General features: G+C 57.4%; 11 protein-coding genes and 2 rRNA genes (1 of these 13 only partly in view). 5 read left to right on the top strand and 8 right to left on the bottom strand.

The features are described 5' to 3' along the window. The first annotated feature begins 108 nt into the window (after positions 1-108). Positions 109-1,527, top strand: a complete 1,419-nt coding sequence (locus tag AOC04_RS16500; RefSeq protein WP_060695226.1) for a short-chain fatty acid transporter — start codon at positions 109-111, stop codon at positions 1,525-1,527. Between the two features lie 73 nt (positions 1,528-1,600). Here AOC04_RS16500 and can read toward each other — a convergent pair whose 3' ends face one another. Then, on the bottom strand, positions 1,601-2,245 hold the full coding sequence (can, locus tag AOC04_RS16505; RefSeq protein WP_060695229.1) for a carbonate dehydratase: 645 nt from the start codon (positions 2,243-2,245) through the stop codon (positions 1,601-1,603). Positions 2,246-2,366: 121 nt separating this feature from the next. Here can and AOC04_RS16510 point away from each other — a divergent pair, with 121 nt between their 5' ends. After that, a complete protein-coding gene (locus AOC04_RS16510) occupies positions 2,367-2,786 on the top strand; it encodes a hypothetical protein (RefSeq protein ID WP_060695232.1) in 420 nt (139 codons plus the stop codon). A gap of 117 nt (positions 2,787-2,903) precedes the next feature. Here the strand turns inward: AOC04_RS16510 and rimI are convergent, their stop codons facing one another. After that, positions 2,904-3,356 (bottom strand): ribosomal protein S18-alanine N-acetyltransferase, encoded by a 453-nt coding sequence (rimI, locus tag AOC04_RS16515; protein WP_003439747.1) that lies wholly within the window; start codon positions 3,354-3,356, stop codon positions 2,904-2,906. After that, complete coding sequence (locus tag AOC04_RS16520) at positions 3,349-4,125, bottom strand: hypothetical protein (protein ID WP_060695235.1); 777 nt, start codon at positions 4,123-4,125, stop codon at positions 3,349-3,351. The genes rimI and AOC04_RS16520 overlap by 8 nt, the downstream gene beginning before the upstream one ends. Before the next feature lie 178 nt (positions 4,126-4,303). On the opposite strand from AOC04_RS16520, the gene mksB reads away from it, so the two are divergent. The 3 genes from mksB to mksF are packed head-to-tail and all read left to right on the top strand — an operon-like array spanning position 4,304 to position 9,070. Next, a complete protein-coding gene (gene mksB / locus AOC04_RS16525; RefSeq protein WP_060695238.1) occupies positions 4,304-5,581 on the top strand; it encodes an Mks condensin complex protein MksB in 1,278 nt (425 codons plus the stop codon). Next, positions 5,571-6,233 carry an Mks condensin complex protein MksE gene (gene mksE, locus AOC04_RS16530; protein ID WP_060695239.1) on the top strand — a complete coding sequence of 221 codons (663 nt, stop codon included), beginning with the start codon at positions 5,571-5,573 and terminating at the stop codon, positions 6,231-6,233. The genes mksB and mksE overlap by 11 nt, the downstream gene beginning before the upstream one ends. Continuing rightward, on the top strand, positions 6,230-9,070 hold the full coding sequence (gene mksF, locus AOC04_RS16535; RefSeq protein WP_060695241.1) for an Mks condensin complex protein MksF: 2,841 nt from the start codon (positions 6,230-6,232) through the stop codon (positions 9,068-9,070). Before mksE ends, mksF begins: the two co-directional genes overlap by 4 nt. Positions 9,071-9,145: 75 nt before the next feature. Here the strand turns inward: mksF and AOC04_RS16540 are convergent, their stop codons facing one another. The 5 genes from AOC04_RS16540 to AOC04_RS16560 form a co-directional block, all read right to left on the bottom strand. After that, positions 9,146-11,449, bottom strand: a complete 2,304-nt coding sequence (locus AOC04_RS16540; protein WP_060695243.1) for a PqiB family protein — start codon at positions 11,447-11,449, stop codon at positions 9,146-9,148. After that, positions 11,442-12,065, bottom strand: a complete 624-nt coding sequence (locus AOC04_RS16545; protein WP_003439738.1) for a paraquat-inducible protein A — start codon at positions 12,063-12,065, stop codon at positions 11,442-11,444. The genes AOC04_RS16540 and AOC04_RS16545 overlap by 8 nt, the downstream gene beginning before the upstream one ends. Further along, positions 12,052-12,711, bottom strand: a complete 660-nt coding sequence (locus tag AOC04_RS16550; protein ID WP_060695245.1) for a paraquat-inducible protein A — start codon at positions 12,709-12,711, stop codon at positions 12,052-12,054. The genes AOC04_RS16545 and AOC04_RS16550 overlap by 14 nt, the downstream gene beginning before the upstream one ends. Positions 12,712-12,912: 201 nt before the next feature. Continuing rightward, positions 12,913-13,028, bottom strand: a 5S ribosomal RNA gene (gene rrf, locus AOC04_RS16555). 154 nt (positions 13,029-13,182) lie between these two features. After that, positions 13,183-15,733 (bottom strand): 23S ribosomal RNA (locus AOC04_RS16560); it runs 343 nt beyond the window's last position.

The following is a 15,733-nucleotide window of genomic DNA, read 5'->3' on the forward strand; positions in this document are numbered from 1 at the left end:
GCGATGGTTCACCCTTTATCCCGTCGGAAATACCCTCGAATTGATTTATTGTGCACGCCAGGCTGAAACCGGCCCTTCAATAATCATAAGAACACTGAGGTATTTTCCATGGCCGCTGAGATTGTAGACAGCCGCTACGCCCGCTTTGCCCTGCACTGCTCGAACTGGGCTGAGCGCTGGTTCCCCGACTCTTGGGTATTTGCCGCCGTCGCCGTCATCACGGTCGCGCTGGCCACAATGGTGATGGGCGCCAAACCCACCGAGGCCGCTGTGGCCTTCGGTGACGGGTTCTGGAGCCTGATCCCGTTCACCATGCAAATGGCCTTTGTGGTGATTGGCGGCTATGTGGTCGCCAGCTCTCCACCCGCCGTAAAACTGATCGACAAGCTGGCAAAGGTCCCGAAAAACGGGCGTCAGGCGGTGTGCTGGGTGGCACTGATTTCGATGGTGGCCTCCTTACTTAACTGGGGCCTGTCGCTGGTGTTTGGCGGGCTGCTGGTGCGGGCGCTGGCCCGACGTACCAATTTGCGCATGGACTATCGCGCCGCCGGTGCCGCCGCCTATTTGGGCCTGGGCGCGGTCTGGGCTTTGGGCCTGTCGTCATCTGCCGCGCAACTGCAGGCCAACCCGGCCAGCCTGCCACCGTCGATCCTGTCGATTACCGGGGTCATCCCGTTCACCGAAACGATCTTTTTGTGGCAGTCCGGCGTCATGCTGGCGGCGCTGGTGGTGGTTTCGCTGATCGTTGCCTACGCGACGGCTCCAGGCCCTGACTCGGCACGCGATGCCGCCGCCTGCGGCATTGACCCGACGTTCAGCACCCCCAAACTGCCACCGCGCACCCGGCCCGGCGAATGGCTGGAATACAGCCCGCTGCTGACTATTTTGCTGGTACTGCTGGCGGGAGGCTGGCTGCTTCATGAGTTCTCGACCAAACCCGCGATCAGCGCCATTTCAGGGCTCAACACCTATAACTTCTTGTTCCTGATGCTCGGTGCGCTGCTGCACTGGCGCCCCCGCAGCTTTCTGGATGCGGTAGCCCGCGCAGTGCCTACGACCACCGGGGTGATGATTCAATTCCCGCTGTATGGCTCGATTGCCGCGCTGATGACAGTGGTCAAAGGCACTGACGGGCAAACCCTGGCCCATCATATTTCCACGTTCTTCGTGCAAATCGCTTCCCATGACACCTATGCCCTGTTGATGGGGGTGTATTCGGCGATCCTGGGCTTTTTCATTCCGTCCGGCGGCGGTAAATGGATTATCGAAGCACCCTATGTGATGCAAGTGGCCAATGACCTGGAGTACCACCTGGGCTGGGCGGTGCAGATTTATAACGCGGCCGAGGCCTTGCCGAATTTGATCAACCCGTTCTATATGCTGCCGTTGCTGGGCGTGCTGGGGTTAAAGGCGCGGGACTTGATTGGCTTTTCATTCGTGCAACTGCTGGCGCATACGCCCCTGGTGCTGTTTTTGCTGTGGGCGCTGGGCACCACGCTGACTTATGTACCGCCAGTGATGCCATAGCAGCAGAAAACACTTGCTCGCGATGCAAGGGGCGCCATCGCGAGCAAGCTCGCGCCTGCAGGTTACGGGTGTGTCAGACCGCACCCAGCGGACGCAAACGGTATTGCGGCGGCAATTGGTCCAGCCCGCTGATGGTGGTGTTCAGGCTTTTCCAGCGGCCGTCTTTAATCCCGTAGATGCAGCCGTGGACCGACAGCTTCTGCCCGCGATGCCAGGCGTTCTGCACAATGTTGGTGTGACCCACGTTTGCCACTTGCTGGATCACATTGAGCTCGCACAAACGGTCGACGCGCTCTTCCTCGGTGGGCAACAGCGCCAGCATTTCGCGGTTCTCGTAATACAGATCGCGTATCGAGCGCAGCCAGCCGTCGATCAAGCCCAGCTGCTGGTCCTTCATCGAAGCCCGCACCCCGCCACAACCATAATGGCCGGTGACCAGAATGTGTTTGACCTTCAATACGTCAACCGCGTACTGGATGACCGACAGGCAATTAAGGTCGGTATGCAGCACCACATTGGCCACATTGCGGTGTACGAACAAGTCGCCCGGCAGCATGCCGACGATCTCGTTGGCGGGTACTCGCGCATCCGAACAACCAATCCATAGGTATTCCGGCGTTTGCTGGCGGGCCAGTTTGGCAAAGAACTCGGGATCTTCCTGCTTGATCGCATCTGCCCAGCGTTCGTTGTTATCAATCAGGTCTTGTAGTTCGTTCATGCTGTGAAGCCTCAAGAGTTGATGCGCTGCTTTGACAGCCAACCATTGGTCGGGGTCACGTGGAATCTTCAGGGTCGTCTACAGTCCACCGTAATAAGGACCCACATTATGAGGAATTACCATGACTGATTCACGTCGTCCGTTTGGAGCAGAAGAACCTGAGGACATCGACGATACAGAAGACCGCATGGGCTCGGTTGAACCGCTGGACTTTGACGATCCTGATGACACTCGCGAGTCGCTGGACGACCTGGTGACGGATGAAGAATACAAGCGCCATATCGGTGACAATCGCCCCCGCAACCGGGAAGTCAGCGGGGCGGCACTGCCGGGCAGGGATTCGGATCCGGATGACCTGGATGCAGACATGCTGATACCCGAAGACGGTGCCCGGGATGCCTACGAGGCAGTGGAAGAGCGTGGTGGCGCAGCCGACTGGGATCTTAGCGTGGTCAAGGGCAGTGAAATTGGCGCAGGCCACGGTCTGGACGAAGCGGAGCTGGCAGATATAGATCCGGTGGGGCGTAAACAACCTAAGTAACTTGCTGAACCTGAGCAGGCCAGCTCTTACAAACCTGTAGGAGCGAGCTTGCTCGCGAGCTTTTCAAGAAAGATACAGCTCGCGAGCAAGCTCGCTCCTACAGGGTGCTGGTGCTGGTCAGTCCACCAGGGTGCAGGCCATGACGACCGCATCTTCACGACCGCCAACGGCCGGATAGTAATCGCGGCGGCGGCCGATTTCGTTGAAGCCATAACGCTCGTACAACTTGAACGCCGCCGTGTTGCTGTCGCGCAGCTCAAGGAAACACTCCCGAGCCTTATTTGCGTAGGCAATCGACATCAGGTGTTCGAGCAATTTGAGACCGAGGCCACGGCCCTGGCTTTCCGGCTTGACGGTAATGTTCAGCAAATGTGCTTCATCGAGGATGATTTGTACCACCCCGTGGCCTACTTGCTGTTCACCTTCAAACATCAGCCAGATCTGGTATTTGCCCAGTCCGTCGAGAAAAATACCGCGGGTCCACGGGTGGCTGAAGGCGGCGTATTCAATTTTCAGTACGGCTTCAAGGTCCGCCTCGGTCATCGGGCGAAAAGTTACAGCGTCACTCATCATTTTGTTTCCAGCGCGCCATTAGCCGGCGCATGGCTTGCCACACATGCGCTTTGCGTTGTGGCTCATCCATTAAGAGTTCCAGACCCGGCAGCGCCCATGCGCAGCCCAGCCCTTCAATTTCGAGTTCACTGTTAAACGCTTCAGCGTCTGCCTCACCGGCAAAACGCACAGCCGGCAACCCCACCAGCCACAAGCAGGCACACTCGGCGTCTTCGAGACGGGCCATGACAAAGCCCTGTACGAATTCACGTGCCGCTTCCGGCCCCTGATCGACATTGCCGCGGCGCAACAGCGGCCAGCGTACGGGCTCGCCAATGATTTGCGGGCTGTCGGGCAGACCGGCAGCACGCAACATGTCCTTTAACAACAAGTAGGCCGGGTCACGGCTCTGGAACGCGCTGCCTGTGGGTAACTCCACCAGCACCAGGCAACGCCCGGCCCGCAGCAACTGCAAGGCAAAGCGCGGTGGCGGCAGTTGCACCACCCTGGCCGTTACCGGCACCGGCTCGGCTTCAACCACAGGTTTGCTGACCGGGCGTACTGTGACCGAAGGCCGAGGCACTTCGATCTTTGGCCGCTCAGCAGGCACGCTCGCAGCCGCCACTGCCTTGACCTCTGGACGCGCAATCACGGGCTCTGCGGGCGGCTCAGGGAGCACCAGCAGTTCGGGCCGCGAAGGCGCGGCAAACGGCAATTCGGTGCGCGGTAACCAGCTGACCACCTGCATGGCAGTCATGTAAGCGCGGCGGCGGGACTCGTTCAACAAGGGGCGGCCATCTGTGGATAACTAAAGAGGGGCGATTCTACCGCCCTTCTGCCCTTCCCGCCCGCAGTTGATGCCTAAACGGTTGATCGGTCCGTGGCGCCTCTGATCGCCAAGTGATGACTCGACAGCACGTTGCAGTACAATCGCGACCTTTCATTGCCAATTGACCGGCCCTCCCATGATCGAACCCAAGCGCGTATTACGTGCCCTCGCCGAGCACTGGGCCCTCCTTGAGCCTTTGTGTGAACACTTCGACCAAGGCACGTTGAGCCTCAGCGAGCTGCGTCTGCAATTGGCTATCCATCAAGTGGATAGCACGCCGCAGGACATCACTAACGTCCTCGACAGCTGGATCCGGCTGGATATTCTGGTGCCGGTCGCCAAAAGCCCGAACCGCTTTGAGTTGAATGCACAAATTCTCGACTTTCTGGCGTACCTGAGGCGCGAACACCGCCTGGGCCTGTGCCTGGAAATCGAAGCCTATCTGCGTCATCTGGAGCGTCTGGCAGGTTATATCCAGGATGCGTTCGACATCCGTGACGGTCATGATCTGGCGCGCCAGTTGCGTTTGCTCGATATGCGCGTTCGCGATGTGCTGAAAAAACTCGCCAATGACGAACAGGCCCTGGTCGCGGTGGCCGAACGGGCCAAGACCAGCGACAGGCAGATCCCTCTGCGCCAGCGTTATGCCGAAGTTCTGGCGACCTGGGACGAATACGTCGAGCCGATGATCCAGCTGGTCAACGCCGACGGTGCTTTCGAGCAAGGCGTGCGCAAGGTTGAAAACGTATTGCTGCGCATGCTCAGCGAGCAGCAGCGACTCGGCCATCTGGTCGATGACGACATGTTGCTGCGCACCCACGCGCGGATCCTTGAAATGCAAACCAGCGCCCAGCTGACTTTGCGCCATGCCCGTGAACTGCTGTTGCCACTGCGTGAAGAAGCGCGCCGTCACAACGCCGTGACCCGTGGCGCGGCACTGGCGCTGGCAGCCATTCGCCGCAAAGGACTGGACGCCGTGCCCCAAGCGTCGATGCCGATGTTCACGCGCCCGCAAAGTACTTTTTTGGGCAGCGCCAGCCAGGTTGAAGCCTACGTGTATGCACTGGCCCGCTTTGAGCCCAAGCCGGCACGCTTCCCCAAGGCGCATAAAGTCCATCGGGGCGAAACGCCCAAAGCGCCGCGTACGGTCAAGGAAATGCTCGATCGGTGCAGCGCTGCGCTGCCGATGCCGGACTTGATGAGCTGGCTGCTGGCACAAGAGCCCGACGGTGACACCGACGAGTTGCTGTACTGGTTCTCCCGCCTGTCACGGGAAAAACGCTTCGTGCGCGAACGCCTCGAGCGTCGCGATTATTACACCCACGAACATCTGGTCAGCCTGCGTTCCTTCGCCCTGCTTTCGCGCAGCGAAGACGCAACCGAGACTACAGCGAGCCCTCTCCATGCATCTTGATCTGTCAGAACTGCCCCAACTTGCGCCGATCTTTCGTGAGTTGTTCAAGGGTTACCACGTCAGCCGTCGCGACCCGGAGCTGTACGCGCAACTGTCCAACTTCCAGGATCAATACCGCGCCCTGTTCAAGGCGCTGGGCTTTGAACTGGTGTGTGATACCCGCGGGTTTTATTACTTCGTGCCCGACACCGCTACCGCGCAAGTGAACAAGACTGCGCAACGCCTGGCGCTGTTCACTTTTATCATCGTCGAGCATCTGGCCGATCAGGGCCGCGACCCGATTGCCGTACTCGATGGCGGCAGTCTGGGGCGCGATGAGCTGCCCGCGCTGCTGGATAAATACCGGGACCTGTTTGTACAGGCGGAAGTCACCACCCACGAAGAGCTGGAAGAAAAGATCATGCGCCGCATGACGCAGCTCGGATTTGCCAGCGAAGAGCCCGGTATCTACCGTTTTCTGCCGCCGATGCACCGCTTCCTCGACGTCTGCCTGTCGGTTCAGCAAGACCGCGATCTGGCCGCCAGCCTGCACAGCATTCTGCCGCTGCCCACGCCGGTGTTGATCGACGATGACGCAGAGCCCGCGGATGAAGATGAAGACGCCGCACTGGCTCGCGCCATTGCCGCCGAGCAACAGGAGATGGATGCATGAGTCAGGAACGCTACGGAATACGCCGCTTTGCCTTGCTCAATACCGCCGGTTACAGCCTGGGTCTGTTCCCGCTGGAGCATCCGCTGTCGGTGTACGGCGCCAACAACCTCGGCAAATCAGCCTCGATCAATGCCTTGCAGTTCCCGATTCTGGCGCGCATGTCAGACATGAGCTTCGGCAAGTACAGCCTCGAACAGTCGCGCCGCTTCTACTTTGCGTCGGACACCAGCTACATCCTAGTGGAAGTCTCCCTGCCCCATGGCCCCCATGTGATCGGCGTGGTGGGCCGCGGCCCGGGCGGCGGCTTCGGTCATCAGTTTTTCGCCTACGCGGGCGAGCTGGACTTGGCCCATTACCAGAAAGATGACACCTGCCTGCGGCAAAAAGAGTTGTTCACCAACCTTGAGCGCAATGGCCTCAAGGCCTACGAGCTCAAGCCTGACGAGCTGCGCCGCTTGCTGGTGGGCGGGCATACCTCGATCCCGCTGGACCTGACGCTGATCCCGCTGCGTTCCACCAGCGAACAAAGCATGAAGACGTTCCGCGCGCTGTTTATCAACCTGCTGCACATGCGCGAAATCACCGCGGCCAAGCTCAAGCAACTGTTCCTCGATGCCTTCGAGCACAGCCTGCGTTCGGGCAGCGTCGATTACATTGCCGCCTGTGAAGAAGCCTTCCGCGACGTGCGACGCATGGAGCAGGACTACAACGCTCTGGTCGGCGCCGGGCCGCTGGTTGAAGCGCTGGCTGCCGGCGTTCGCCAGCGCGATCTGTTGCGCGGCAAGCTGCATCGCCTGTCGCCGCTCCTGGATTCGCTGCTCGGCACCTGGCAGGACTACGCCGGGGCACGCAAGGAAGAGTTGCTGATTCAATCCGAGCACTACCGCAACGAACAGGATTCGCTGCAAAACAATCAACGCAGCAGCACCCAGGAGCTGATGCGCCTGGAGCGGGAAATCAGTGGCATCCAGCGCTGGCTCGGCGAGCTGTCAGTGCTCAAGCATCGCTTTGCCCTGGTTGACGATGTGAAAGTGCTGGAGCAGCAATTGCTGGCCGCCAAGGATGCCCACGACGAATTGGCAGGCGCCCTGGCGCAATCGCGGCAGTTCAGCGCCGAGGATCTGGACGAGCGCCTGCGGGATCTGGAAAAACGCCTGAAATCGGTCAAGCAACAGCTCGACCACGCCGACAACAATAGCTACGCCCGTCTGCGCGAAGAGTTTTCACAGCAGGATGTGGAGCGCCTGATGCGCCTGTTCAACAGCGCCCTGTTCAGCTTGCCTCTGGGCGAGCACGGGATTGCGCTGGATGACAGTGACGCGTGGGTCAAATCCCTGGAGTTGATCCTCGATGGCTTTAAAGGTGAGCGTTTTGAGGCACCCGGGCTTTGCATCGACCTCAGTCACATTGAGCCGCCTGCCCTGCAAGCGCTGGCCGACCGCGCTGCGTTGCGCGAGCAAAAAGAGCGCCTGGAAAAAGAACTCAAGCAACTGAAAACCCAGCAGGCCGTGACCTCTGACCGGGCGGCGAGCAAGAGTGAAGCCGAGTCTCTGTATCAACAGGTGCTGGACGCGCAAAAGGCGCTGGAAGACTTCCGCCGCAGCCAGACGTTGAGTGCCGAGGAAGGCGAAAAACTTGAGCAACTGGCCCAGGCCGAAGGTGCGCAAGACGAATTGAAACGCTCCAGCGATGCATTCACCGAACGGGTGCAACAACTGTCGGCCAAGCTGCAGCTGGTGGGCCGCCAGATCGGTGACATGGAAGCCAAGCAGCGCACTCTGGATGACAGCTTGCGCCGTCGTCAGTTGTTGCCGGCCGATCTGCCGTTCGGTACGCCGTTCATGGACCCGGTCGACGACTCGATGGACAACCTGTTGCCGTTGCTCAACGACTATCAGGACAGTTGGCAGAGCCTGTTGCGCAGTGACGGTCAAATCGAAGCGCTGTATGCGCAGGTGCGCCTCAAAGGCGTTGCCAAGTTCGACAGCGAAGATGACATGGAGCGTCGTCTGCAATTGCTGATCAACGCTTATGCGCACCGTACCGAGGAAGCCCTGACTCTGGGCAAGGCCCGTCGTGCAGCCGTGACTGACATCGCCCGGACCCTGCGCAATATTCGCAGTGACTACGACAGCCTTGAACACCAGCTGGCGCTGTTCAACCGCGAGATCAACAAGCGTCAGGTCTCCAACTTGCAGAGCTTTCGCATCGTGCTGGCGCCGAACAAGGAGGCGCTCAAGCATATCGATCAGATTATCCACAGCGCCGGTCAGTACGAAGAAGGCGAAACCTTGTCGGTGTTCGACCTCAGCCAGAGCGCCGAGCAGGACAACAAGAACGAAGAAGCCAAGGAGTATCTGGCGCGGCTGGTAGCGGCAAACCATAACCAGCTGGGGCTCAAGGATCTGTTTGAGCTGGCGTTCGAGATCACCAAGGTCAATGGACAGCCTGTGATCCACACCGATATCGACGGTGCTGCGTCCAACGGTACGACCATGACCATCAAGGCGCTGACCAACATGTATCTGTTGCTGCACTTGATGGATCGCGATCAGGCCGGGCGTATCCGTTTGCCGTACTACCTGGACGAAGCCGCCGACATTGACGAGAAGAACCAGACTGCGCTGCTGGAAACCAGTCTGCAGCTGGGCTTTGTGCCTATTCTGGCCAGTGTCAAACCGCAGGTCTGTGCCCACGTGGCCATCGACCTTGAAGGTGGCAGCGGCCCGAACGGGATTTACATCGACGAGGATGACTGGAAGTACATCCGCCGCCATGACGAGGTGCAACCTGCGACTGGCGCACCGGTTCAGCTGCCGGAGCTGGATGAAGTCTGAGACCTGATGTGTGCTATAAACCAAAAGGCCGCGATCAATGATCGCGGCCTTTTTTTGAGCGGTTACAACTGGCGGCTATTTGCCCAGCGGGATTTTCGGTGCCCATTGCAGCCACTCTTCCTCGAACTTGTCGAACAAGGGGAAGGTTTGCTCCGGGCGGGCCTGATTGCCCATCTTGTCGTCATCCGGCGTGGCAAAGGCAATACCGCCCTGGACCAGGGTTTCCAACGACTCGGTGCGGATGGTGGCGCCTTTGAACAGGCCAAAATCGACACCAAAACCGCTGCTGTTCCAGAAGCGGCTGCCACTGCGCACTAACGGCGCATAACGCGGCTCGATCAGGATATGCACCAGTACACGGTCCGCGGTGTTGCCCAGCTCGTATCCGGTGACCTTGCCGACCGTGACTTCACGGTAGGTCACGGGTACGCCTTCCTTGAGCGAGCCACGGCGTGCAGCACTCAACACCAAGCTTAGCCCGGCTTGCGAGACGGCAGCCTCCGGCGCTTGGTCCAGAGCGACAAAGTTGGTTTGCGGCCCCAGTTGTCGGGCCGCAGGCTGCACTTCAAGGTACTGACCGGTTACCAGGGTTTCCAGGTTTGCAGTTTTCATCAGCCCGAGCTCGGGTTTGACCACCCAGAACTGACTGCCCACCCGTGCAATTCGCCCCGGCACTTCAGTGATGCGGGCCTTGAGCATTACCGACTGCAGATCGTCACTGAGGTCGACGCTTTCGATCTTGCCTACATCCAGACCTTTGAACCGAATCGGTGTACCGCTGCGCAGTCCATCGGCACGGGCCACTTTGATTGTTACAGCAACACCTTGCTGCATTGCAGCGTCGCGGTCGGTGAACAGGCGGAAACGCGGGATACGTTTTTGCAGGGGCGCCGTGGCTTCCGGTGTTTCGAATGCAATCCCGCCGGCCATCAGGCTTTGCAGGGACTCACTCTTGACCTGAATTCCTCCGGTCAATCCGCCCGTAAGGGTAATACCGCTGGCATTCCAGAAACGGGTCGAGGCGTTGACCAGGTTTTCATATTCTTTCTCGATGTGCACACCGATGACCAGCTGTTTCTTGGTGCGGGAGAACTGGTAACTCTGGACCGAGCCCACCTTGACCTGCTTGTAGAGAATCGGACTGCCTACATCCAGTGAGCCCAGGTTTTCGGTAAAGAGCACCATGTGCAGACCCGGTGAACGCAGGTCCAGCGGTGGCGCTTTGGGCCGGGCCACGAATTCACGCTCCGGCGTACTGCCCTTGTCACCCGGGCGGATGGCGATGTAGTTGCCTTTCACCAGAGCCTCGAGCCCGGTGATGCCGGCCAGCGAGATGGAGGGTTTTACCACCCAGAACTGGGTGCCCTGCACCAGGTAATCTTCCGCCAACGGGTCCAGTGCCAGTTCGGCACTGGCACTGGTCAGGTCCGGATCGACTTTCAAGGCCTTGAGGCTACCGACCTGGATACCTTTGTACATGACCGGTGTACGACCGGCTTGCAGACCTTCAAAGTCACTCAGTTTGACTTTGACCTTGATCCCTGCCTGGGCGGCGTCAAAGTCCTCATAGAGCCGGAACGGCAGGCTTGAATCAGTCGGCGGGCTATCTTTGCGGTTCTCTGGCGTCGCGAAAGCGATACCACCGGCAACGATGCTGGCCAGGGATTCGCTGCGAACTTTCACACCGGAGAGGTTGGCGTCGATGCTGATGCCGCTGGCGTTCCAGAATCGCGTGTGTTTACGCACCAGGTTGGCGTAAGTAGGTTCGATGAAGACCTTGATTTCGACAGTGCTTTGATCTTCTGACAGCACGTAGCTTTTGATCTGACCCACCTGGATCTGTTTGTAAAAGACCGGGCTGCCACGGTTTAACGAACCCAGGCGATCGGCTTTGAGCGTCAGGTGCAGTCCGGGCTTGGCGTCAGACAGAGGCGGCTCTTGTGACAAGGCCTTGAACTTGCGAGTGGGTTCGCCATCGGCCGGGCTGACGGCGATGTAGTTGCCTGATACCAGGGTTTCCAGGCCGGTAATACCCGCCAGGGAGACGCTGGGTTTGACCAGCCAGAATCGAGTGTTTGTTTTGAGGTACTGCTCGACGTCTTTGTCCATCTCGACGGTGGCAATCACCCCTTTGCTCGGGCCATCCTCATCCAGGGCCAGGGTTTTGACCTTGCCCACAGGCATGCCTTTGTAGACCACTTCAGTCTTGTTGGCGACGATGCCTTCGCCACTTTCGAAGCGTACCTGAATATCGATTCCGGTCTGGGTATAGGCGCGCCATCCCAGCCAGCCACCGATGATCAGGGCAATGAGCGGGAGAATCCAGATTGCCGACCAGTTGGAGGCCGGGCGGGTTTTAGCGGTAGGCAATTCACTCATGGTCGTCGTCCGACTCCGTGTTATCCCAAATCAGTCGGGGATCAAAAGTTACAGCGGCTAGCATTGTTAATACCACCACACTGGCAAAAGCCACCGCGCCAAGATTGGCCTCGATGCTGGCTATTCGTCCAAAGTTCACCACCGCCACCAGGATGGCGATGACAAAAATATCCAGCATTGACCAGCGGCCAATGAATTCGATAAAGCGGTACATGATGATCCGCTGCCGGGCTGACAGAGGCTGGCGGCGCTGTACTGAAAACAACAGCAAGGCGATACCGACGAGCTTGAAGGTTGGCACCAGGATACTGGCCACAAATACAACGGCCGCAATCGGGATCATGCCGTGCTGCACCAGCTCGATGACGCCGGCCATGATGGTGCTCGGAGAACCTTGGCCCAATGAGTTGACTGTCATGATCGGCAGCAGATTGGCCGGAATATAGAGAATGGCGGAGGTTAGCAACAATGCCCAGGTACGCATAAGGCTGTCTGGGCGCCGTGCATGGACCAGTGCGCCACATCGGGTACAGCTTTGTTCATCGGTCTCGGGATCTTGTCTGTTCAGTTCGTGGCACTCGCCGCAAATCAAGATTCCTGCATCAATCGCCCGCATGGAGATCCTCCCCGGAAAGTGCCTGCCAAATCTGGTGAGGCGACATCACCACCTCCAGCAAGACCTGTATCAGCAATAAACTGACAAAGCAGGTTAAACCAAGACCGAGACTCAACTCTGCAAGGTCGGACAATTTCACAATCGCCACTAATACCCCCATCAGGTACACCTCGAGCATGCCCCAGTCCCGTAAGTGGTGGTACATACGGTAAATAAGCAGCCCGTAGCTGCGGCCTATGTTCCAGCGAATGCTGAGTAACACGGCGAGTTGGCAGAGCAGCTTGAGCAGCGGAATCCCCATGCTGCACAGGAAGACCACGACGGCGATACCCTGCATGCCGGTATTGAACAGGCCCAGTACACCGCTCCAGACTGTATCTTGCGATGTCTGACCCAATAGATTGAGCTGCATGATGGGTAAAAAGTTCGCAGGCACGTAGAGCAGCAAAGCGGCAATCACCAGCGCGAGGCTGCGTTCGACGACATTGTGCCGATGGGCATAGAGTTCATAACCGCAGCGAGGGCATTGGGCTTTTTCACCGAGGGCGAGATGCGGCCTGCGCATCAGCAGATCGCACTCGTGGCAGGCCACTAACTCGTCCAGCGGTAGATCTGACACCCCTTGGGGGTCAACCGGATCTGGCATATAGGAGTCTCTGGCTCAGAAAATGACTGCGCCTATTCTAGTGCGCGGACTACAAAATAACTGTGCATATTTGTAGGACTTTAGCTTCAGGTGAGCCTGGGCCCGTAGTGCTGGAGTTGCAGCGTATCGCTGTCTGCAACTTTTCTCGCCACAAAAACAAACCCCCTGTCTGCATGAGCAGACAGGGGGTTTGGAATTTAATCTTGACGATGACCTACTCTCACATGGGGAAACCCCACACTACCATCGGCGATGCATCGTTTCACTACTGAGTTCGGGATGGGATCAGGTGGTTCCAATGCTCTATGGTCGTCAAGAAATTCGGTAGCCAGCGCGTTTACCTTACGGTTAACGTTCCAGCGAATGGGTATGTAATAGATTTGTGTGTTACGCAAACTTTCGGTTTGTATCGTCTTCACACACCGCAACTTGCAGGCTTTGTATTCAAAGCGCAAATTGCTTGGGTGTTATATGGTCAAGCCTCACGGGCAATTAGTATTGGTTAGCTCAACGCCTCACAGCGCTTACACACCCAACCTATCAACGTCGTAGTCTTCGACGGCCCTTTAGGGAACTCAAGGTTCCAGTGAGATCTCATCTTGAGGCAAGTTTCCCGCTTAGATGCTTTCAGCGGTTATCTTTCCCGAACATAGCTACCCGGCAATGCCACTGGCGTGACAACCGGAACACCAGAGGTTCGTCCACTCCGGTCCTCTCGTACTAGGAGCAGCCCCTCTCAAATCTCAAACGTCCACGGCAGATAGGGACCGAACTGTCTCACGACGTTCTAAACCCAGCTCGCGTACCACTTTAAATGGCGAACAGCCATACCCTTGGGACCGGCTTCAGCCCCAGGATGTGATGAGCCGACATCGAGGTGCCAAACACCGCCGTCGATATGAACTCTTGGGCGGTATCAGCCTGTTATCCCCGGAGTACCTTTTATCCGTTGAGCGATGGCCCTTCCATACAGAACCACCGGATCACTAAGACCTACTTTCGTACCTGCTCGACGTGTCTGTCTCGCAGTCAAGCGCGCTTTTGCCTTTATACTCTACGACCGATTTCCGACCGGTCTGAGCGCACCTTCGTACTCCTCCGTTACTCTTTAGGAGGAGACCGCCCCAGTCAAACTACCCACCATACACTGTCCTCGATCCGGATAACGGACCTGAGTTAGAACCTCAAAGTTGCCAGGGTGGTATTTCAAGGTTGGCTCCATGCAGACTGGCGTCCACACTTCAAAGCCTCCCACCTATCCTACACAAGCAAATTCAAAGTCCAGTGCAAAGCTATAGTAAAGGTTCACGGGGTCTTTCCGTCTAGCCGCGGATACACTGCATCTTCACAGCGATTTCAATTTCACTGAGTCTCGGGTGGAGACAGCGCCGCCATCGTTACGCCATTCGTGCAGGTCGGAACTTACCCGACAAGGAATTTCGCTACCTTAGGACCGTTATAGTTACGGCCGCCGTTTACCGGGGCTTCGATCAAGAGCTTCGCGTTAGCTAACCCCATCAATTAACCTTCCGGCACCGGGCAGGCGTCACACCCTATACGTCCACTTTCGTGTTTGCAGAGTGCTGTGTTTTTAATAAACAGTCGCAGCGGCCTGGTATCTTCGACCGGCGTGGGCTTACGCAGTAAATGCTTCACCCTCACCGGCGCACCTTCTCCCGAAGTTACGGTGCCATTTTGCCTAGTTCCTTCACCCGAGTTCTCTCAAGCGCCTTGGTATTCTCTACCCAACCACCTGTGTCGGTTTGGGGTACGGTTCCTGGTTACCTGAAGCTTAGAAGCTTTTCTTGGAAGCATGGCATCAACCACTTCGTTAACTAAAAGTTAACTCGTCATCAGCTCTCGGCCTTAGAATCCCGGATTTACCTAAGATTCCAGCCTACCACCTTAAACTTGGACAACCAACGCCAAGCTGGCCTAGCCTTCTCCGTCCCTCCATCGCAATAACCAGAAGTACAGGAATATTAACCTGTTTTCCATCGACTACGCTTTTCAGCCTCGCCTTAGGGACCGACTAACCCTGCGTCGATTAACGTTGCGCAGGAAACCTTGGTCTTTCGGCGTGGGTGTTTTTCACACCCATTATCGTTACTCATGTCAGCATTCGCACTTCTGATACCTCCAGCAAGCTTCTCAACTCACCTTCACAGGCTTACAGAACGCTCCTCTACCGCATCATCCTAAGATGATACCCGTAGCTTCGGTGTATGGTTTGAGCCCCGTTAAATCTTCCGCGCAGGCCGACTCGACTAGTGAGCTATTACGCTTTCTTTAAAGGGTGGCTGCTTCTAAGCCAACCTCCTAGCTGTCTAAGCCTTCCCACATCGTTTCCCACTTAACCATAACTTTGGGACCTTAGCTGACGGTCTGGGTTGTTTCCCTTTTCACGACGGACGTTAGCACCCGCCGTGTGTCTCCCATGCTCGGCACTTGTAGGTATTCGGAGTTTGCATCGGTTTGGTAAGTCGGGATGACCCCCTAGCCGAAACAGTGCTCTACCCCCTACAGTGATACATGAGGCGCTACCTAAATAGCTTTCGAGGAGAACCAGCTATCTCCGAGCTTGATTAGCCTTTCACTCCGATCCACAGGTCATCCGCTAACTTTTCAACGGTAGTCGGTTCGGTCCTCCAGTTAGTGTTACCCAACCTTCAACCTGCCCATGGATAGATCGCCCGGTTTCGGGTCTATTCCCAGCGACTAGACGCCCTATTAAGACTCGCTTTCGCTACGCCTCCCCTATTCGGTTAAGCTTGCCACTGAAAATAAGTCGCTGACCCATTATACAAAAGGTACGCAGTCACCCAACAAAGTGGGCTCCCACTGCTTGTACGCATACGGTTTCAGGATCTATTTCACTCCCCTCTCCGGGGTTCTTTTCGCCTTTCCCTCACGGTACTAGTTCACTATCGGTCAGTCAGTAGTATTTAGCCTTGGAGGATGGTCCCCCCATATTCAGACAAAGTTTCTCGTGCTCCGTCCTACTCGATTTCACTGTAAAGAT

The sequence above is a fragment of the Pseudomonas versuta genome (assembly GCF_001294575.1).
Classification (GTDB): Bacteria; Pseudomonadota; Gammaproteobacteria; order Pseudomonadales; family Pseudomonadaceae; genus Aquipseudomonas; species Aquipseudomonas versuta.